An 18,803-nucleotide genomic window follows, 5' to 3' on the forward strand; every position below is an offset into this window, starting at 1 on the left:
CCGTCAGGCGCCGCGCGCTGAGCCTGTCAGGCGCCGGTGTCGCGGACGGCGGTCAGGCCCATCGCTGCCGGCCCACGAGACAGCACGTGTCCGCGGGAGAGGCTCACTCGCGTCCATCGCCCGGATGTCGACACACGCGCCTCCTCTTCGCCGGAGATGAAGCCGAAGACATGCGCGGCGAAGGCCACGCCGCGCGGAAGCCCCCGGAGGTCCTCGTCGGGCTCACCCCAGATCGCGGCGCGGAGCGCCCGCACCGCTTCTTCCCCCGAGCCTGTTCCGGCGCCGCGGGCCACGGCGGAGATCCCCCACTGGGCGCGTTCGGCCAGCGTGGCCGCGGCGATTCCTCCCTGATACGACCAACCACCGCGCGGCGGCGAGACGCCGGCCCACGCGGGCGACAGCCCCATCTCGGGGAGCGTCAGCATTCGGTCGTCGTCAGCAGCCGTCAGGCTGTCGACGACGATGTCGCACTCGAGTTCGGGGTCGGCGTGCACGATGCGCATCGCCAGAATCGTGGGCGTCGCGTCGAAGAGTCCGTTCGGTGCCAGGGCCGCGGCGGTGAGCGCGAGCACGCCCTGCGCGCCCTGCAGCCGCACGCCCTCGTCGGTGGCATGCGTGGCGCGTCCGACGAAGGTCAGAACGTCGCGAGCAGTGTCAGAATCGGCGAGCACGAGAGGCAAGGGCACGCGTTCTAAACTACCAAGGAGGCGGCAGCACGGTCGCAGAAGGAGCGAAATGAGCGAAGCGACCGCGGCGCAGGCATCCGTCGATCAACTGCTGGCCGTCCTCGACCTCGACGCAGGGCAGGCCCGCACGACGGAAGACATCTTCACCGGCGTCTCGCACCCGATGCCGACCGGACGCGTCTACGGCGGACAGGTGCTCGCGCAGACACTCATCGCCGCGGAGCGGACCCTTCCCAAAGAGCGCGCCGTGCACTCGATGCACGGCTACTTCCTGCGCCCGGGCGATGCCTCACAGGGTCTTACGATCGCCGTCGACCGCATCCACGACGGACGCTCGTTCTCGACTCGCCGTTCGCAGGCATATCAGAACGGTGTGCCGATCTTCTCGATGATCGCGTCGTTCCAGGACGAGGATCCGGGTGTCGAGCACGCCGAGCCGATGCCGGAGGGCATCCCGGATCCGGATTCTCTGCTGCCGGACGAGCAGCTCGTCGAGGGCGCGCACCCCTCAGCGATCCGCCTGCTGCGCGATCGACCCGCGGATGTGCGGCACGTCGACCCTCCGATGTTCCTCGAAGCCGCGGAGGATCGCACTCCCCGCCAGAGCGTCTGGATGCGGATGCGCGCCCCGCTGCCTGACGATCCACGGCTACACAGGGCCGCCCTGGCGTATCTCAGCGACATGACAATCCAGGAGTCCATCCTGCGCGCACACGGCGTCTTCTGGAACCTTCCCGGCTTGAAGGTCGCAAGCCTCGACCATGCGATGTGGTGGCATCGCCCTGCCCGCGTGGACGAGTGGCTGCTGTACGTGCAGGAGTCGCCCAGCGCGCGGGGCGGGCGCGGCCTCGCCAAGGGACGGATCTACTCCCGCGACGGCGCACTCGTGGCTTCGGTTGCGCAGGAGATCATGATCCGCGTTCCCGAACCGGCCTGAGCAGGCCCGGCCGCGCACCGCGGGCCCTCCAGGTCAGCGGTGCGCGTAGACGATGGGGTCGCCGAGGTACGGCGTCCAGACGTCACGCATCTCCGGTGTGAGACGCGTGGGGCGGCCGCTCTTGGCGTCGACGAGCACGATGATGGCGGTGGAACGCGCGTAGAGGATTCGTTCGGCCAGCGCCGGCGCATTCCAGACCTCGTAGCAGACCTCGACGCTGGAGCCGCCGAGTTTGCCGAACCACATCTGCACTTCGAGCGGATGCCGCTGATAGGGCACGGGAGCGAGATACTCGATCTCCTGCCGGGCGATCAGCGTGAGCACGCCTTCGTCGAGCCCTGATGCGAGCACGGCCGTGGTCGGCGCCTCTTCTCCCTCTGCGGGGCTCCAGAAGGCACGGACGCGCGCCTCCTCGAGCAGTTTCAGCATCGAGGTGTTGTTGACGTGGTTGAACGCGTCCAGGTCGCCCCAGCGCAGCTGGATCGGAATGTGCAGGCGGACGGGAACGGCGGTCCCGGCATCGTGGGATGCCGGGACCGCCGTGATGTCGATCTGGTCAGTCACGAGTCAGCTTGCGGTGCGCGGTGCGGTGCGGGCGAGCTGCCTCGGGGCCGAGACGTGCGATCTTGTTCTCCTCGTAGGCCTCGAAGTTACCCTCGAACCAGTACCACTGGTCGGGCTTCTCGTCGGTGCCTTCGTAGGCGAGGATGTGCGTCGCGATGCGGTCGAGGAACCAGCGGTCGTGGGTGATGACCACGGCGCAGCCGGGGAACTCGAGCAGCGCGTTCTCGAGCGAGCTGAGGGTCTCGACGTCGAGGTCGTTGGTCGGCTCGTCAAGGAGCAGCAGGTTGCCACCCTCCTTGAGCGTCAGCGCCAGGTTGAGACGGTTGCGCTCACCACCGGACAGGACGCCGGCCTTCTTCTGCTGGTCGGGCCCCTTGAAGCCGAACTTCGAGACGTAGGCGCGCGAGGGCACCTCGACCTTGCCGACCATCATGATGTCGAGTCCGTCGGACACGACCTCCCACAGCGTCTTGTTCGGGTCGATGTTCGCACGCGACTGGTCGACGTAGCTGATCTTGACCGTTTCACCGATCTTGAGGTCGCCGCCGTCAAGGGGCTCGAGGCCGACGATCGACTTGAAGAGCGTGGTCTTTCCCACACCGTTCGGGCCGATGACGCCGACGATGCCGTTCGGCGGAAGGCTGAAGCTCAGTCCGTCGATGAGCGAACGGCCATCGAAGCCCTTCTTGAGGTTCTTGGCCTCGATGACGACGCTTCCGAGGCGCGGCCCCGGCGGAATCTGAATCTCTTCGAAGTCGAGCTTCCGGGTGCGATCCGCCTCGGCCGCCATCTCCTCGTAGCGAGCAAGACGCGCCTTCGACTTGGTCTGGCGGCCCTTGGCGCTGGAGCGAACCCATTCGAGTTCGTCCTTGAGGCGCTTGGCGAGCTTCGCGTCCTTCTTGCCCTGGATGTCGAGGCGCTCGGCCTTCTTCTCCAGGTAGGTCGAGTAGTTGCCCTCGTAGCCGATGAGACGACCACGGTCGACCTCTGCGATCCATTCCGCGACGTTGTCGAGGAAGTACCGGTCGTGGGTGATCGCGATGACCGCGCCCTTGTACGACTTGAGGTGCTGCTCGAGCCAGAGCACGCTCTCGGCGTCGAGGTGGTTCGTGGGCTCGTCGAGGAGCAGCAGATCGGGCTTCTGCAGCAGGAGCTTCGCCAGCGCGACACGGCGCTTCTCACCACCGGAGAGCGGCGCGATCGCGGCGTCTCCAGGGGGCGTGCGGAGCGCGTCCATCGCCTGCTCGAGCTGGGAGTCGAGGTCCCATCCGTCCGCAGCGTCGATCTCTTCCTGCAGCGTGCCCATCTCGGCGAGCAGAGCGTCGAAGTCTGCATCCGGGTCGGCCATCTGCGCCGAGATCTCATTGAAGCGGTCGAGCTTCGCCTTGATGGCGATGCCGTCCTGGATGTTCTCCAGGACCGTCTTCGTCTCGTCGAGCTCGGGCTCCTGCATCAGGATGCCGACGCTGAAACCGGGCGTGAGCTTGGCCTCACCGTTGGACGGCGTGTCGAGACCCGCCATGATCTTGAGGATCGTGGACTTACCGGCACCGTTCGGGCCGACCATACCGATCTTCGCTCCGGGCAGGAATGCCATCGTCACGTCGTCGAGGATGAGCTTCTCGCCCACCGCCTTGCGCGCACGCACCATCGAGTAGATGTACTCTGCCACCGAAAACGCTCCTTCTGTTGGCGAACCGACTCTCCAGCCTACCTGTCCTGCTACCAGTCGATCGGCAGGGTCTCTCCCACAAGGCATCGACCTTCTGCGAGTTGACTCATCACGGTCGTGACCGGTTCTCCCGTGGAGGGGCCGACCTGACCCACGAGACACTCCTTCTCTCCCCAGCGCACGGAGAACTGCAGGCTCTCCGCAGGGTTCCCGACCGTCGATGTATCGGGCGTGACCTGCATCGCCTCTCGGGCGAATCCTGCCGCAGTGAGCGCATCGACGTACGCGCGGCTGGACACCGGCTCTGGTCCCGTCCACACCTGTTGCACGACTGCCGTGAAGAACGGCAGATTCTGAGCAGCCGTGCCCTCCGGCTGCAGGGCGGGTGCCGCGGTAACCTCGGACGCGCTCGGTGACGGTGATGCTTCCGGAGCGACGCTGGCGGACGGAGGCGCGGTCGAGGGCGCCTCTGGCGATGTGCATCCCGCCAGGACCAGCGTTCCCATCAGCGCCGCAGCGACAGCGACCGACGACAGTGGGCGTCGACGACGCATCGTGGAGTTTCGGATCACGCCACGAGTCTAGGCGTCGACGCCCGTCCGTCTCAGAAGGGCACCTCTGCTGGCTCGCGCTCGCCTCCCGCTGCGTCCTGCGTCGTGTCGAGAGCGAGCGGCACGTTGTCGTCCGATCGCGGCACCGCCCATGCGTCGTCGTCAGTATGGGCGGCGCTGTCCGACGTCTCGTCATTCTCGTTCTGGTCGTCGGCAGAGCGCTCACTCCGCGAGCGCGCATAGCGCACCGTGCCGAAGCGCAGGTCGGGCCCGATCGTGTCCGCCTCGAGATCCACGCTGGTTCCGCGTCGCCCGTTGCTCTCCCAATCGCGAACGCGCAGCTTGCCGCTGACGATCACGCTGTCGCCTCGCGCCAGCGACAGCTTGCCGTTGTCGGCGAGGCGTCGGAACGCCGAGACGCTGTACCAGTTGGGGTCGGTCTCGACCCACTGGCCCGTCTTGTTGTCGAAACGGCGATGATTGCTGGCCAGCCGGAAGTTGAGAATGCTCACACCGCTGGGGGTGATCGTGTGCTGCGGATCGGAGGCGATGTTCCCCACGATCGTCAAGAGGTCGTTCATGCTGTGCTCCTGTGTCTGTCGGTGTTCCGATGACACTCAGCGTGACGCCCCGCACAACGCGCTTCTCCCCCATCCACAGCATCTGTGGAGGACACAGCGGGCGCGGCGCCCGTGGAGAAGACGACGAAGGTTCAGACCTCGAGGTACTCAGCGAAACGCGCGCGCACCTTGTTGACCTTCGGGACCGCGACGGCGAGGCAGTACCCCTGCGTCGGGTTCTTTGCGAAGAAGTCCTGGTGGTACTCCTCCGCCGGGTAGAAGACGGTGAGCGGCTCCATCGTCGTGACAGGTTCGCCGTCCCAGACATCCGCGGCCCGCGCACGCGCCGCGGCGAAGACAGCCTCCTGCTCGGCGTCCTTGGGGAACATTGCGCTGCGGTACTGCGTGCCGATGTCGTTGCCCTGACGGTTCAGCTGGCGGGGATCGTGCATCGTGAAGAAGGCGTCCAGAATGACGTCGCCGGGGATGACGTCGGGATCGAACGTCACCGCGACGGCCTCTGCATGACCGGTGGTTCCGGTGCACACCGCCTCATAGCTGGGGTTCTCGGTGGACCCGCCGATGTAGCCCGAAACCACGGACTCCACACCACGCAGCGGCCGATAAGCAGCATCCAGACACCAGAAGCATCCGCCCGCCAGTACGTAGGTCTCCATCAGTTCCCCTTCTCTCGGTATCTCCACGCTACGCCGGTTTCGGCCCCTCAGGGCGAATGTCCGAGGCCCCGTTTAGCCTCGGCGCGAAAGGAGAATCCGATGATCCGCACACACACCACCCTTCACAGCCCCAGCGACGCACTGACGCTCACGCCCGCGCTGCGCTCTCCGAAAGAGCATCTCGTTCGCGCCGCCGAGAACCTCTGGCGCGTGCACGACGCCCACGATCGCATCATCGGACATCTCCGCACACTCTGGCACCCGCTCGGCGTGCGCTACCGCGCCGAGCGCCTGCATCTCGCGACCGGAACCTTCCGCTCGATCGGCGAGTTCTGGTCACCCGATGACGCTGTGAGCGCGCTGCGCGGCTAGTGCACGAACAGCAGCAGGACGGCAACGCCGATGAAGAGAACGCCGAAGACGCTGTTCAACACTCGCTGACCACGCACCGTCGCCGTCAGGCGCCGGAATGGCCGCGCCGCGGCCGCGAAGAACCCCCACATCACGATGACGTCCACGATCATCACGGTCACAATGAGAATGACGTACTGCGGCAGCTGCGGCTGGTCGAGCCGCACGAACTGAGGCACGAAGGCCAGGAAGAAGACGATGGCTTTGGGGTTGAGCAAGTTGACCCAGAGGCCCCGGCGCAGCATCGACCAGGCCCCTTCCGGGTCGCGGATGAGCTGACTGCCGTCCAGCACGACGGCGGTCGGCCTGCTCAGCAGCATCCGCACCCCCAGGTACACGAGGTAAGCGGCACCGAGATAGCGAATCGTCTCGAAGAGCACCGGTGACTTCGCAACGAGCAGGCCAACCCCGGCGGCGACGATGATGACGTGCACGATCAGGGCGAGCTGCTGGCCGATCACGCCCCAGATGGATCGACGCCATCCCTCATTCAGAGAGTTCGACATCGTGTTGATCGCGCCCGCCCCTGGCGTGAAGCTGATCACCAGGCACGCTGCAAGCAGCGACAGCCATGTCGTCCAGGTCATTCGTTCAGTGTATTCGCGCGAATACGCCGCCCATGCACGACGGGGCGGCGCGGTGCATCAACGCCGAAGGGCCCGAGCATGACGCTCGGGCCCTTCGTAGGTGGGGTGAGTAACGGGACTCGAACCCGCGACATCCGGCACCACAAGCCAGCGCTCTACCAGCTGAGCTATACCCACCATGTGCCCACCTCAGCGGGCAACAACAAGAGTCTATTACACGTTTGAGGCGAACTCTGACACAACGGTCTGCGACAGCTGTTTCGCATCATCGGACGTGGGCCCCGGCTCGGGCACGAAGACCGCGCGACGGTAGTACTGGAGCTCACGGATCGACTCGAGAATGTCGGCCAGCGCCCGGTGCCCGCCGTCTTTTGCCGGCGCCTGGAAGAAGACGCGCGGGTACCAGCGACGCGAGAGCTCTTTGATGCTCGACACGTCCACGTTGCGGTAGTGCAGCCACTGATCGATGTCGGGCATGTACTTCGCCAGGAACATCCGGTCGGTACCGATCGTGTTGCCGGCGAGCGGAGCCTTGCGCTCCTGCGGCACGAACCGGCGGATGTACGCGAGCACCTGCTCCTGCGCCTCGGCCAGGCTCACACCGCCAGGAATCTCGTCGAGCAGACCAGAGGTGCGGTGCATCTCGGTGACGAAGTCATTCATCTGCCCAAGGGCTGTTTCGCTCGCCTTGATCACGATCTGAAAGCCCGGGTCGAGTGGCCGCAGCTCGAAATCTGTGACGACGACGGCGATCTCGACGAGCTCATCGACGCTGAGATCGAGTCCCGTCATCTCGCAGTCGATCCAGACGAGGCGGTCGTTTTCTGCCGAGGAGATCATTCCGCAATCCTACTCAGCACGCCGACATCGCCCGGATCCGCTACCGTAGAAGCGCCCGCCTCCGTAGCTCAGGGGATAGAGCAGGAGCCTTCTAATCTCTTGGTCGCAGGTTCGAATCCTGCCGGGGGCACCCGTCCTACCTTGTCAGTTCCTGCGTGACGCTGATCACCGTGCGCACTCCTCTGGCCATCTCCGAAGTCGAGTGCATGTTCAGCGCCAAGTGCGTGCCACTCGCCTCATCGTGGAAGAGATAGGTCGAGAGCGATCCGATGTGCCCTCGCACTCGCGGCAGGCCACGGAGCAACGGAGAGAAGCCGCCGAATCTCAGCTCCATCATCCCGACACCGTAGTGGATGCCTGGACGCACACGATTGCGCACGTCGCCCATCAGCCCACGATGGGCGGCAGATACGAGCGTGCCGTCGTGCAGAGCGCGACTGAAGTCGAGGAAGCCCTGAGGAGTGGCTGCGACACCTCCGCCGGCCCAGCCGATGCTCAGCGCGTTCTTCTGGCTGACGTCGACGCTCCCCAGATAGCACGGACTCAGGCGCGCGTTGCGCAATGGCCAGCCGGGCAGGAAGGAGTCCGCCAGCCCCGCACGATCGAGCACTCGGGTTTGCACCGCATCCTCATATGGGCGCCCATCTCGCTCCTCAATGAGACGGCCGAGAACGGCAAACCCTGTGTCGGAGTAGCGGAACCGCTCTCCAGGACGAGCGAAGGGACGCTGCCGCTCTCGTGCGAAGTCGAGAAGTTCAGAGGGTTGCCACACACGGTCCAGATCAGCGCGAAGCACCTCCCGAAAGGATGGCCCCGAAATGCTCCTGCCCTCGTAGTAGTCATCCGCGCCAGACTCGTGACACAGGAGCTGCAAGATCGTCGGCGCCGGGGCATCGGCGTGAAACAGGCCAGCGATCTCCTGGGATCCCACATGCCGATCGATACCGTCGTCCAGCCGGATATGCCCCTCCTCGACGAGCTGCAGGACGGCGACGGTGGTGTAGAGCTTGCCAATGCTCGCGCCGTGAAAGGGAGTCACCTGGTCGCCATAGGTATAGACATCGTCGCCACGTTGCACACGCAACTGGGGTGCTCCGAGCGCCCCGCGTCGACGGGTGAGCCTGTCAAGGCGACGATCGAGACGTCGTGCAAGATCGGAAAAGGTCATGGCGGGGCTCCTGCTCCTCAACTGATAACATTACTTCTCGTAATATAGCGTCAAGAAATATTGAGGGAGACTTCATGTCATTCGTCGTGCTCGGCTTGCTCATGATCGTGGGACCGCAGACCGTCTACACCCTCAACAAGCTCTTTCAAGAAGGCGTCTCGCTCTTCTACTCCGCGAGTCTCGGATCACTGCGCAGCGCCGTCACCCGACTCCTCGACGAAGGACACGTTGCCTGCGAGGAGTCCACCAGCAATGGCCGCGCAAAGAAGACCTACTCGATCACTCCGAGCGGCCGCGCCGCGTTCCAGTCCTGGATGACGGCTCCGATCACGGAGCGCGACCTGCAAACCGCCGCACTTGCGCGGTTGTACTTCCTCGGTGCCATCGAAGACTCCTCTACCCGCAGAGGCATTCTTACGGGGATCGCAATGCGCGCCGCAGCCGATCACGCCCGCCTCACCCAGCTCGCGACCCTGGTGGATGCGACCTACATTCCTGAGGAATACGCGGATCTCGCGTTCTACCAGCGCCAGACACTCGAATTCGGCCTGCGCACTTTCTCGTTCGGCCATGAGTTCTTCTCTGCACTCCCTGATGCGGCGCCCACGACTCCTCGTACCCCGTAACGCCCATTACCGTTCTCTCGCGCGTCGCGATACCCCCTTGTCGCGAGATGCTGCTCTGCGCCATGCTCATCAGCAGCCCGCTCACCACGCGCGGACACTCGGCCTCTTGGCCGCATGGGAAAAGGAGCAGCACATGGGAATCGGATCGGGAATCGTCCTCTTCGTCCTCGGGGCCATCCTCGCCTTCGCGCTCAACGTCGAAGTGGACTGGATCAACCTCGACCTCGTCGGCTACCTGCTGATGGGCGCCGGATTCATCATCTTCCTCATCTCGCTGGTGCTGTACTCGCGTCGCCGCACCACGAACACGCCGCCGGACATCATCGAGTAGACACTCGCGACGCTCTGCGCGGACGGCGGTCGAGCGCACCTCTGCGCTGGGTAGCATCGAAGATATGGCTACCCACCTTCGGCCGGCGTCCGCGCGGGATCTTGAACACCTCGCTGAAATCGAGCGTGCTGCGGACCAGCGCTTCCACGCGCTCTTCGGCGACGTCGGATGGGACGCTGCTTCCGGTGACGAGCGTGCCGCCCATCCCGGTTTTCTTCTCGTCAGCTCAGAAGAGCCGGATGGGCCCGCCGTCGGCTTCGTGCACGTCATCACGGCGGAAGAGATCGCGCACCTGGAGCAGCTCTCCGTCCATCCACACAACGAGCGACGCGGACACGGCACAGCGCTCCTGCAGGCCGCCGTCGACGAAGCAGCACGACGCGGCTTCGCGCACATGACCCTGCGCACGTACCAGGATGTGCCGTGGAATGCGCCGTTCTACGAGCGCCACGGTTTCGTCGGCTGTGCGACACCACCGGGCGACTTCTTCGAGGCGCTCATGACCGAGGAACGACGTCACGGCCTCAGTGATCTCGGGCCGCGCATCACGATGCGTGTTGACCTCACTCCCCCCGCGCTGAACATCGACGCCGAAGCCTTCGAAGCGATGGTCGTCGAAGAACTGGACAGACTCCCGGACGAGATGGTTAAGGACCTGGAGAATGTGGTCTTCGTCGTCGAAGATCGCCCCGAAGACGGCTCTCTCGATCTTCTCGGCCTCTACGACGGCCTCGCCCTCACCGAGCGGGGAGGCTACGGCATGGGCGAGCTGCCCGATCGCATTGTGCTGTACCGCGAACCGCACCTCGCCCAGTGTGCGACGGAAGAGGAGCTGCGCGACGAGATCCACACGACTCTCGTGCACGAGATCGCGCACTACTTCGGGATCGACGATGAGCAGCTGCACGAGATGGGGTGGGCATGACACCCCTGGCTTCCATGCCCACGGTCGTGCCGGACGTCGAGGAGGACCTCGATCTGCAGGCCGCGCCTGACCATCCGTGGGAGCTCGTCGTCTGGGACGACCCCGTCAACCTCATGAGCTACGTCGTACGCGTGTTCCGCACCTACTTCGGCTACTCGCGAGAACATGCGACACGCCTCATGCTCTCGGTGCACAACGACGGGCACGCTGTCGTCGCGACTGGTCCACGCGAACCCATGGAGGCGCACGCACAGGCCATGCACGATTTCGGGCTCTGGGCCACCGTCCGAAAGGCCGCCCAATGAGCGACACGCTGATGCTTCCGATCGCACACATCGAAGCGCGCAACCTGATCGACCTCATCGACCAGTTCACTGAGCTGCTCGACGATCCGGACGCCCACGCTGACCCCGGTGTGCAGAGGTTGACGCCGATCCTCTACCCAGACGACATCGCCGCGTCCGACGCGTTCGCAGCACTCACGAGCGACGATCTGCGCGGGCGCCGAAAAGCGGATGCGCACACGGTGCGCGCCTCGCTGTCCGCAGCTGCATCCGATCCCCTTGAAGAGGGCCATGAACTGGTCCCGGTGGATCTGGAGATCGACGCCGCAGGGCTGGATTCATGGATGCGCACGCTCACCGCACTGCGGTTGGTGATCGCCGAACGCCTCGGGATCGAGACCGAGGCCGATCACGACCCCAACGATCCGCGCTTCGGAGTCTACAACTGGCTGGGATACCGCCTGGAGACGCTGCTCGATGCTGCGGAGGAAGCGGGGATCTGAGCCCTACGGCACGTCGATGACGATCGTCGCGAGGCTACGCGGGTCGTCGCGGCGGATGTGGCGCTCTTCCTGACGAGCCCAGCGCTCCCAGTGCGGCCGATACGTGTCGCCGTCACGAGTGAGAGCGCGCGTGCGACGCACAGCATCCGGAGACTCCACCCACACCCGCACATCCGCGAGGCGTGCCGAACGAGGCGTGAGGATGCCGCTGCCCTCGACGATCAGTCCGCGATTCGGGTCGACCGCATGGCTCTCCGCGTACTCACCGGCCACCCAGTCGAACCGCTGCCACGTGCTGTGCAGACCACGTCCGTGTGGATGCAGGATCAGCTCGCGCGCACGCTCGGACCCTTCGTCGAGACCGTCCCAGCCTGGATAGATCGAATCGAGGGCGATCGTCTGCGCGGGGGCGAGCAGCGGCCACGATTCGGACAGAAGCCGCGCGATCGTCGTCTTTCCGGCGCCACTGCGCCCGTCGATCACGACGACGGCGTTGGAGGCAGAGACCTCCTCGACGGCCGCGCGCACACGCGCGACACCGACCTCGATCGCCTCCCGAACCGGGTCTCGACTACTTCTTGAGTGCACGGATGATGCGCGCGAGCGCACGCCCAGTGACCCACACAAACGGCACAGCGACCGCCAGCAGCGAGACGAAGTTCGGCTCAAAGCGCAGGCCCTCTTCGCGACGGACATACACTCCCAGCGGAATCGCGACGCCGTATCCGCCCGCGCCTTCACCGCTGCCGGTGCCGTCCGGGCCTTCACCGCTGCCGCCACCGAAGCCCGAGACCGTCAGGGCGACGGGCGCGAATGCCGCACCATCCACCTCCTGGGTCTCGGCGTAGGCGCTCTTCACGCCGAAGGCTGCGGCATTCTTGCCAAGCTCAAGTGCAATATGAGGCATGCCCCCACGCTAACCCACGGTGCGCCTCGCCGCTACGACGAGACACCATGATCAGTCGAGACCGTGGGCTCTCGGATGCTGCGGGGCGCCACGCCCCTCCCCTGTTCCGACGTGCCGTGCGCGCGTGATCATGCGTGCACCGAAGCGAGCGCGCGCATCGTCGAGCGCGCCCTCGATACGCCGCCATTCGGCATCGTCGTCCCAGAGCGCGCTCACGCCACCGGACTCGCGAAGTCGTTCCGCGCGCACGCCGATGAGCCGCACCGGGTCACGGCGATGCACATGCTCAAGCAGTCCCTGGGCGTGCTCTCCCATGCGCTGCCCCACAGAGGTGGGCTCACTGAGCGTCTGTGAGCGCGTCACCGTGGTGAAATCAGCAAAGCGCACCTTGATCGCGACAGCGCCCGCCTCCCAGCCTGCCCGCCGCAGGCGCGTCGCGACGCGGTCGGCGAGACGCAGCAGTTCCGAACGCAGGAACTCTCTGTCGTCCACGTCGTGATCGAAGGTCTCTTCGTGCCCGATGCTCTTCTCGACGCGGGTCGTCTCCACCTCACGCGCGTCTTCTCCTCGGGCAAGAGCCTGCAGTCGCACAGCGGATGCGGCGCCCACCGCACGTTCGAGCACGTCCGGAGCAGTCAGGCGGACATCGGCGATCGTGCGGATCCCCCGGGACTCGAGCGCTTCGGCGGCCTTGGGACCGACACCCCACATCGCACGCACCGGACGCGTGTCGAGGAAGCGCTGAGTCGCGGCCCCCGGAATGATAAGCAACCCGTCGGGTTTGGAGAGTGTCGACGCCATCTTGGCGACGTGCTTCGTGCTCGCGACACCGACGCTGCACGTGATCCCGACCTCGCTCTGCACCCTTCTGCGAATCAGCTGAGCGATCTCGCCCGGCGACCCCCAGAGCCGGCGCACGCCCCGCACATCGAGGAATGCCTCGTCGATCGACAGTGGCTCGACGAGCGGGGTGATGGACTCGAAGATCTCCATGACGTTCGCGGAGATCTCTTGGTAGCGCGGAAAATTCGGGGGCACGATCTTCGCGTGCGGACACAGACGCAGGGCCTGGCCGACCGGCATCGCCGCCCGAACACCGAAACGGCGCGCCTCGTACGACGCGCTCGACACGACCGATCGCCCGTCGGGAGCGCCGATGATCAGAGGAAGTCCGCGCAAAGAGGGGTCGTCGAGCACCTCCACAGCGGCATAGAACGCATCCATGTCGACGTGGAGGATTCCCGTGTCGGTATCGTCCGCTCCCGGAGGCGAGACGATGCGCCCACTGCCGTCACCGCGTCCCATGCATCCATTCTCCTCGGCCCCACCGACATTGCGCCGCCCTCACGTGCAGAGACCCCGCTCCACCGCCGTATCCGGAGCTGCCGACATCAGCAGCTCCGGATACGAGCGGGGAGAACGGGGTCTCGAAAGCAACAGCTCTTACTGCGCGGCACGCTCCAGGACCAGCTCACGGACGCGCGCGGCATCCGCCTGGCCCTTCATCGCCTTCATCACAGCGCCGATGACGGCACCTGCGGCCTGCACCTTCCCGTCCTTGATCTTGGCGAGCACGTCGGGCTGGCTTGCGAGCGCCTCATCGATCGCCGCGATCAGCGCACCGTCGTCCGAGACGACCGCGAGACCGCGGGCGTCGACGACCTCCTGCGGCGTGCCCTCACCGGCGATGACGCCTTCGAGCACCTGGCGGGCGAGCTTGTCGGTCAGCGTTCCCGCGTCGACGAGGCCCTGCAGAGCGGCGACGTTCGCCGGGCTGATCAGGTCGGCAGCGGCCTTCTCCTGTGCGTTGGCGAGGCGGGTGATCTCACCCGTCCACCACTTGCGAGCTGCGGCAGGAGAAGTGCCCGCGGCGATGGTCGCCTCGACCTCGTCGAGCAGACCGCCGTTGCGGACATCCTGGAATTCGAGATCAGTGAACCCCCAGTCCGCCTTCAGCCGGCGACGACGAGCGATCGGCTGCTCCGGCAGAGCCGCACGCAGCTCTTCGACCAACTCACGCGACGGCTGCACGGGGAGCAGGTCGGGCTCCGGGAAGTAGCGGTAGTCATCGGCATCCGACTTCGGGCGACCCGGCGAGGTCGTGCCCGTGTCTTCGTGCCAGTGACGGGTCTCCTGCGTGATCGTTCCGCCGTCGGCGAGGATCTGCGCCTGGCGCTGGATCTCGTAGCGCACGGCGCGCTCGACCGAGCGCATCGAGTTGACGTTCTTCGTCTCGGTGCGGGTGCCGAGCTTCTCGTCTCCTCGGCGACGCAGCGACACGTTCGCATCGCAGCGCAGGTTACCGCGCTCCAGACGAGCCTCCGAGATGCCGAGGCCGCGCACGATGTCGCGGATCGCGGCGACGTAGGCCTTGGCGTACTCGGGCGCGCGGTGCTCGGCGCCGAAGATGACCTTCGTCACGATCTCGACGAGCGGCACACCGGCACGGTTGTAGTCGACGAGCGAGTACTCCGCCCCCTGGATGCGACCGGTGGCCCCACCCATGTGAGTGAGCTTGCCCGCGTCTTCTTCCATGTGTGCACGCTCGACGGGGATGGTCACGAGCGTGCCGTCCTCGAGCTCAACCTCGACAGACCCCTCGAAGGCGATCGGCTCGTCGTACTGAGAGATCTGATAGTTCTTGCCCAGGTCCGGGTAGAAGTAGTTCTTGCGCGCGAAGCGGCTCGACTCGGCGATCTCGCAGCCCAGTGCGAGACCGAGGCTGATCGACGAGCGCACGGCCGTCTCATTGACGACGGGGAGTGAGCCGGGCAGGCCCATGTCGACGGGCGCGATCAGCGTGTTCGGCTCGGCCGCGTGGTACTTCTCATTGGCCGGGTTGGGGGCATCCGAGAACATCTTGGTCTCGGTGTTGAGCTCGACATGCACCTCGAAGCCGAGCACGGGCTCGAACAGCTCAAGGGCCTTGTCGTAGTCCATCAGCTTGACGGCGGCCATCAGCGCTTTCCTCCCAGGAGCTCGGGGGCACGGTTCAGCAGTGGTCCACCCCAGGCGTCTTCGAGCACCGTCTCCAGAGCAGCGCCGACGCGGTAGAGGCGTGCATCTTCACGCGCAGGTGCAAGGAACTGGATGCCGACGGGCAGACCGTCATCGGATGCGAGACCCGACGGGATCGAGATGCCGGGGACGCCCGCGAGGTTCGCGGGGATCGTCGTGACATCGTTGAGGTACATCTGCAGCGGGTCGTCGAGACGCTCGCCAAGACGGAACGCCGTGGTCGGCGCCGTCGGTGTCGCGATGACGTCCACCTGCGCGAAGGCGTTCGCGAAGTCCTGCTGGATCAGCGTGCGCACCTTCTGGGCGCTGCCGTAGTAGGCGTCGTAGTAGCCCGCAGACAGTGCGTAGGTGCCGAGGATGATGCGGCGCTTGACCTCGGGACCGAAGCCCGCGTCGCGCGTCGCCGACATGACGTCTTCCACGGTCGGGGTGCCGTCGGGCGTGACGCGGAGACCGAAGCGCACCGAGTCGAACTTCGCCAGGTTGCTGGATGCCTCAGCCGGAAGGATCAGATAGTAGGCGGCGACCCCGTACTCGAAGTTCGGGGCTGAGATCTCGACGATCTCTGCGCCCTGCGCCTCCATCTTCGCGAGCGCGTCACGGAACGATGCGGCCACACCGGGCTGGAAACCCGAATCGGGCAGTTCGCGGATGACGCCGACCTTGAGTCCCTTGAGCACGTCGCCCCGTGCGCCCTCGCGGGCGGCGGCGGCGAACGACGGCCACGCGTCCGGGATCGACGTGGAATCCTTGGGGTCGTGCCCACCGATGATGTCGTGCAGCAGACCGGCGTCGAGCACCGTGCGGGTGACGGGACCGACCTGGTCGAGGCTGGAGGCGAGCGCGATCGAGCCGTAGCGGCTGACACCGCCATAGGTGGGCTTGACGCCCACGGTGCCGGTCACGTGCGCGGGCTGGCGGATCGATCCGCCCGTGTCAGATCCGAGCGCGAGGGGCGCCTCGAACGCGGCGACGGCCGCAGCCGATCCACCACCGGAACCGCCCGGGATGCGGTCGAGGTCCCAGGGGTTGTGCGTCGGACCGTAGGCCGAGAACTCCGTCGACGATCCCATCGCGAACTCGTCCATGTTCGTCTTGCCGAGCGGCACGAGGCCGGCAGCGCGCGCACGGGCGACGACGGTCGCATCGAACGGCGACATGTATCCCTCAAGGATCTTCGAGCCGCTGGTCGAGGGCTGATCGGTCGTGACGAGCACGTCCTTGATCGCGATCGGGACGCCAGCGACCGGGCCGAGCTCTTCGCCCGCGGCTCGACGACGATCGACATCGGCAGCAGCCGCGAGCGCACCCTCGTGCACGTGCAGGAAGGCGTTGACCTGAGGCTCGACGGCGGCGATGCGGTCGAGGTGCGCCTGTGTGGCCTCGACACTCGAGACCTCGCCGGCGGAAAGCTTCTCGGCCAGCTCTGCAGCTGACCAGCGGATGATGTCGCTCACTGCTCTTCTCCCAGAATCGCGGTCACGCGGAAGCGCCCGTCTGCCGAGTCCGGCGCGTTCTGCAGCGCCTGCTCCGGGGTCAGCGGCTGGCCGACCACATCGGGGCGGAAGACGTTCTGCATGGGGATCGGGTGGCTCGTCGCAACGACGTCAGCGGTCGCGACCTCAGACACCTTGGCGATGTTGTCGACGATCGCGTCGAGCTGCCCGGTGAGCTGAGTCACCTCCGCATCGTCGAGCTGGATACGCGCGAGCACGCCGAGATGACGCACGAGTTCAGGGGTGATTTCAGACACCGCCCCAGTCTACTCAGCGCACGTGCTCCTCCTGTCGCGGAATAGGCTGGTCACATGACGACGACGTACGACCCGCCTCGCCCCTGGATCGCCAGCTACGCGGCGGGTGTGCCCTCGGATCTCGCCGAGGTGACCGGCTCACTGATCGACATCGTCGACGCCTCGGTGCGCGACTATCCGGATGCTCCGGCGTTGGAGTTCTTCGGTCGGACGACGAGCTACCGGGACATGCAGGAGGCCATCGACCGCGCGGCCGCCGGTCTTCGTGATCGCGGTGTGCGCGCTGGCGACCCCGTCGCGATCGTGCTGCCCAACTGCCCCCAGCACATCATCGCGTTCTATGCCGTCCTCCGGCTGGGCGCCGTCGTCGTCGAGCACAACCCGCTCTACACCCCCCGCGAGCTGCGCAAGCAGTTCGAAGACCACGGCGCGACGCACGCGATCGTGTGGAGCAAGGTCGTCGAGACCGTGCAGGAATTCCCCGATGACCTCGCGGTGCGCAACCTCATCTCCGTCGACGTCACCCGCGCGATGCCCTTCGCGACGCGCGTCGCGCTCCGACTCCCCATCGCAAAGGCCCGCGAGTCCCGCGCCGCGCTGACGACCGCCGTGCGCGACGCCACATCGTGGGAGACGCTCCTCGCGTCCGAGCCGCTCCCCGCCTCGCATCCGCGTCCGCAGACAGACGACCTCGCGATCATCCAGTACACCTCGGGAACCACCGGCACCCCCAAGGGCGCGTCGCTGACACACCGCAACCTGCTCGCCAATGCCGCGCAAGCGCAAGCCTGGGTTCCCTCGATCACGCGGGGGAACGGATGCGTCGTCTACGCCGTACTCCCCATGTTCCACGCCTACGGGCTGACCCTGTGCCTCACCTTCGCCATGTCCATGGGCGCCCGTCTCGTGCTGTTCCCGAAGTTCGACCCTGATCTGGTGCTTGCCGTCATGAAGAAGCATCCGGCCACCTTCCTGCCGCTCGTGCCGCCGATCGCCGATCGTCTGCTCGCCGCAGCGAAGGAGAAGGGTGTGTCACTCGCGGGCACCGAGGTCGCAATCTCCGGAGCGATGGCACTGCCGCACGAACTCGTCGTTCCGTTCGAGAAGGCCTCCGGAGGGTTCCTCGTCGAGGGCTACGGACTCAGCGAGTGCTCCCCCGTGCTCATGGCCAACCCGGTCGCCGACAACCGCGTGCCGGGAACCGTCGGTCTTCCCCTGCCCGGCACGGAATGTCGGGTCGTCGACCCGGAGAACCCCGCCGTCGATGTCGAGCCGGGATCTGCGGGCGAACTCATCGTGCGTGGACCGCAGGTGTTCTCCGGCTACTACGGCAAGCCGGAGGAGACCGAAGCGGTCTTCGTCGACGGCTGGTATCGCACCGGCGACATCGTCACGATCGACGACGCCGGCTTCGTGCGGATCGTCGATCGCATCAAGGAGCTCATCATCACGGGCGGCTTCAACGTGGCTCCGACCGAGGTCGAGAACGCCCTGCGCCAGCACCCTCAGGTGATCGATGCCGCCGTCGTCGGCCTGCCGAGCGAGCATTCCGGCGAGGAGGTCGTCGCCGCGATCGTCGTCGAATCCGGCGCGGACATTGATGTCGAGGCGATCCGTGAGTTCGCCCGTGGCATCCTGACGCCCTACAAGGTCCCGCGCCGTCTCTTCGTCGTCGACGAGCTGCCCAAATCCCTCATCGGGAAGGTGCTGCGTCGACAGGTTCGCGAGCGCCTGCTCGCCCTCACGACCGGTTCCTGACCGCACGGACAGCAGAGAGGGTCTTCGGAGCGCTACCCTTGGGAA

General features: G+C 66.1%; 23 protein-coding genes, 2 tRNA genes and 1 pseudogene. 10 read left to right on the plus strand and 16 right to left on the minus strand.

From position 1 onward, the window contains the following. Window positions 1–26: 26 nt before the first annotated feature. The gene (locus JOD62_RS00625; RefSeq protein WP_204937417.1) at window positions 27–686 is read right to left on the minus strand and encodes a hypothetical protein; all 660 of its coding nucleotides are present in this window, start codon (window positions 684–686) and stop codon (window positions 27–29) included. A gap of 49 nt (window positions 687–735) precedes the next feature. On the opposite strand from JOD62_RS00625, the gene JOD62_RS00630 reads away from it, so the two are divergent. Next, entirely contained in the window at window positions 736–1,623 is an 888-nt protein-coding gene (locus tag JOD62_RS00630) for an acyl-CoA thioesterase (RefSeq protein WP_204937418.1), read from the plus strand. Window positions 1,624–1,656: 33 nt separating this feature from the next. Here JOD62_RS00630 and JOD62_RS00635 read toward each other — a convergent pair whose 3' ends face one another. The 5 genes from JOD62_RS00635 to msrA form a co-directional block, all read right to left on the minus strand. After that, window positions 1,657–2,169, minus strand: coding sequence for an acyl-CoA thioesterase (locus JOD62_RS00635; protein WP_204939998.1), 513 nt, complete (start codon window positions 2,167–2,169; stop codon window positions 1,657–1,659). A 10-nt stretch (window positions 2,170–2,179) separates the two neighbouring features. Continuing rightward, entirely contained in the window at window positions 2,180–3,859 is a 1,680-nt protein-coding gene (ettA, locus tag JOD62_RS00640) for an energy-dependent translational throttle protein EttA (protein WP_204937419.1), read from the minus strand. Window positions 3,860–3,909: 50 nt separating this feature from the next. Further along, window positions 3,910–4,431 (minus strand): DUF6993 domain-containing protein, encoded by a 522-nt coding sequence (locus tag JOD62_RS00645; protein ID WP_271171575.1) that lies wholly within the window; start codon window positions 4,429–4,431, stop codon window positions 3,910–3,912. Between the two features lie 32 nt (window positions 4,432–4,463). Then, window positions 4,464–4,991 (minus strand): single-stranded DNA-binding protein, encoded by a 528-nt coding sequence (locus JOD62_RS00650; RefSeq protein WP_204937420.1) that lies wholly within the window; start codon window positions 4,989–4,991, stop codon window positions 4,464–4,466. Window positions 4,992–5,122: 131 nt separating this feature from the next. After that, the gene (msrA, locus tag JOD62_RS00655; protein WP_204937421.1) at window positions 5,123–5,647 is read right to left on the minus strand and encodes a peptide-methionine (S)-S-oxide reductase MsrA; all 525 of its coding nucleotides are present in this window, start codon (window positions 5,645–5,647) and stop codon (window positions 5,123–5,125) included. Between the two features lie 99 nt (window positions 5,648–5,746). On the opposite strand from msrA, the gene JOD62_RS00660 reads away from it, so the two are divergent. Next, entirely contained in the window at window positions 5,747–6,019 is a 273-nt protein-coding gene (locus tag JOD62_RS00660; RefSeq protein ID WP_204937422.1) for a hypothetical protein, read from the plus strand. On the opposite strand, the gene JOD62_RS00665 is transcribed toward JOD62_RS00660, so the two are convergent. The 3 genes from JOD62_RS00665 to orn all read right to left on the minus strand — a co-directional run bounded on the left by JOD62_RS00665 (window position 6,016) and on the right by orn (window position 7,485). Further along, entirely contained in the window at window positions 6,016–6,645 is a 630-nt protein-coding gene (locus tag JOD62_RS00665) for a LysE family transporter (RefSeq protein ID WP_204937423.1), read from the minus strand. The genes JOD62_RS00660 and JOD62_RS00665 overlap by 4 nt on opposite strands. Before the next feature lie 101 nt (window positions 6,646–6,746). After that, window positions 6,747–6,822 (minus strand) — tRNA-His (locus tag JOD62_RS00670). A gap of 36 nt (window positions 6,823–6,858) precedes the next feature. Next, window positions 6,859–7,485, minus strand: a complete 627-nt coding sequence (gene orn, locus JOD62_RS00675; RefSeq protein WP_204937424.1) for an oligoribonuclease — start codon at window positions 7,483–7,485, stop codon at window positions 6,859–6,861. Between the two features lie 57 nt (window positions 7,486–7,542). On the opposite strand from orn, the gene JOD62_RS00680 reads away from it, so the two are divergent. Then, window positions 7,543–7,615, plus strand: a tRNA-Arg gene (locus JOD62_RS00680). A 6-nt stretch (window positions 7,616–7,621) separates the two neighbouring features. Here JOD62_RS00680 and JOD62_RS00685 read toward each other — a convergent pair. Beyond that, complete coding sequence (locus JOD62_RS00685; protein WP_204937425.1) at window positions 7,622–8,653, minus strand: serine hydrolase domain-containing protein; 1,032 nt, start codon at window positions 8,651–8,653, stop codon at window positions 7,622–7,624. A gap of 74 nt (window positions 8,654–8,727) precedes the next feature. Between JOD62_RS00685 and JOD62_RS00690 the strand changes: the two genes are divergently transcribed. The 6 genes and pseudogenes from JOD62_RS00690 to JOD62_RS00715 all read left to right on the plus strand — a co-directional run bounded on the left by JOD62_RS00690 (window position 8,728) and on the right by JOD62_RS00715 (window position 11,322). Beyond that, window positions 8,728–9,279, plus strand: coding sequence for a PadR family transcriptional regulator (locus tag JOD62_RS00690; RefSeq protein WP_204937426.1), 552 nt, complete (start codon window positions 8,728–8,730; stop codon window positions 9,277–9,279). 133 nt (window positions 9,280–9,412) lie between these two features. Beyond that, window positions 9,413–9,610, plus strand: coding sequence for a DUF6458 family protein (locus JOD62_RS00695; protein ID WP_204937427.1), 198 nt, complete (start codon window positions 9,413–9,415; stop codon window positions 9,608–9,610). A gap of 64 nt (window positions 9,611–9,674) precedes the next feature. Then, window positions 9,675–10,064 (plus strand): annotated as a pseudogene (locus JOD62_RS00700) (GNAT family N-acetyltransferase); the annotation flags it as partial. A 96-nt stretch (window positions 10,065–10,160) separates the two neighbouring features. Then, window positions 10,161–10,535, plus strand: a complete 375-nt coding sequence (locus JOD62_RS00705; RefSeq protein WP_204940000.1) for a metallopeptidase family protein — start codon at window positions 10,161–10,163, stop codon at window positions 10,533–10,535. After that, window positions 10,532–10,840 (plus strand): ATP-dependent Clp protease adapter ClpS, encoded by a 309-nt coding sequence (clpS, locus tag JOD62_RS00710; protein WP_204937428.1) that lies wholly within the window; start codon window positions 10,532–10,534, stop codon window positions 10,838–10,840. The genes JOD62_RS00705 and clpS overlap by 4 nt, the downstream gene beginning before the upstream one ends. Then, window positions 10,837–11,322: a DUF2017 family protein gene (locus tag JOD62_RS00715; RefSeq protein ID WP_204937429.1), complete on the plus strand. Its 486-nt coding sequence runs from the start codon at window positions 10,837–10,839 to the stop codon at window positions 11,320–11,322. Before clpS ends, JOD62_RS00715 begins: the two co-directional genes overlap by 4 nt. Window positions 11,323–11,325: 3 nt before the next feature. On the opposite strand, the gene JOD62_RS00720 is transcribed toward JOD62_RS00715, so the two are convergent. The 6 genes from JOD62_RS00720 to gatC form a co-directional block, all read right to left on the minus strand. Further along, window positions 11,326–11,910, minus strand: coding sequence for a nucleoside/nucleotide kinase family protein (locus JOD62_RS00720; protein ID WP_271171576.1), 585 nt, complete (start codon window positions 11,908–11,910; stop codon window positions 11,326–11,328). Next, on the minus strand, window positions 11,894–12,229 hold the full coding sequence (locus JOD62_RS14775; RefSeq protein WP_239526503.1) for a hypothetical protein: 336 nt from the start codon (window positions 12,227–12,229) through the stop codon (window positions 11,894–11,896). Before JOD62_RS14775 ends, JOD62_RS00720 begins: the two co-directional genes overlap by 17 nt. Window positions 12,230–12,280: 51 nt before the next feature. Next, a complete protein-coding gene (dinB, locus tag JOD62_RS00725) occupies window positions 12,281–13,534 on the minus strand; it encodes a DNA polymerase IV (protein ID WP_204937431.1) in 1,254 nt (417 codons plus the stop codon). A gap of 138 nt (window positions 13,535–13,672) precedes the next feature. Further along, a complete protein-coding gene (gene gatB / locus JOD62_RS00730; RefSeq protein ID WP_204937432.1) occupies window positions 13,673–15,187 on the minus strand; it encodes an Asp-tRNA(Asn)/Glu-tRNA(Gln) amidotransferase subunit GatB in 1,515 nt (504 codons plus the stop codon). Then, window positions 15,187–16,704, minus strand: a complete 1,518-nt coding sequence (gene gatA / locus JOD62_RS00735) for an Asp-tRNA(Asn)/Glu-tRNA(Gln) amidotransferase subunit GatA (protein ID WP_204937433.1) — start codon at window positions 16,702–16,704, stop codon at window positions 15,187–15,189. Before gatA ends, gatB begins: the two co-directional genes overlap by 1 nt. Next, window positions 16,701–17,000: an Asp-tRNA(Asn)/Glu-tRNA(Gln) amidotransferase subunit GatC gene (gatC, locus tag JOD62_RS00740; RefSeq protein WP_204937434.1), complete on the minus strand. Its 300-nt coding sequence runs from the start codon at window positions 16,998–17,000 to the stop codon at window positions 16,701–16,703. The genes gatA and gatC overlap by 4 nt, the downstream gene beginning before the upstream one ends. Window positions 17,001–17,054: 54 nt before the next feature. Here gatC and JOD62_RS00745 point away from each other — a divergent pair, with 54 nt between their 5' ends. Beyond that, the gene (locus JOD62_RS00745) at window positions 17,055–18,758 is read left to right on the plus strand and encodes a long-chain-fatty-acid--CoA ligase (protein WP_204937435.1); all 1,704 of its coding nucleotides are present in this window, start codon (window positions 17,055–17,057) and stop codon (window positions 18,756–18,758) included. Window positions 18,759–18,803 lie beyond the last annotated feature (45 nt).

Source organism: Microbacterium keratanolyticum, assembly GCF_016907255.1.
Classification (GTDB): Bacteria; Actinomycetota; Actinomycetes; order Actinomycetales; family Microbacteriaceae; genus Microbacterium; species Microbacterium keratanolyticum.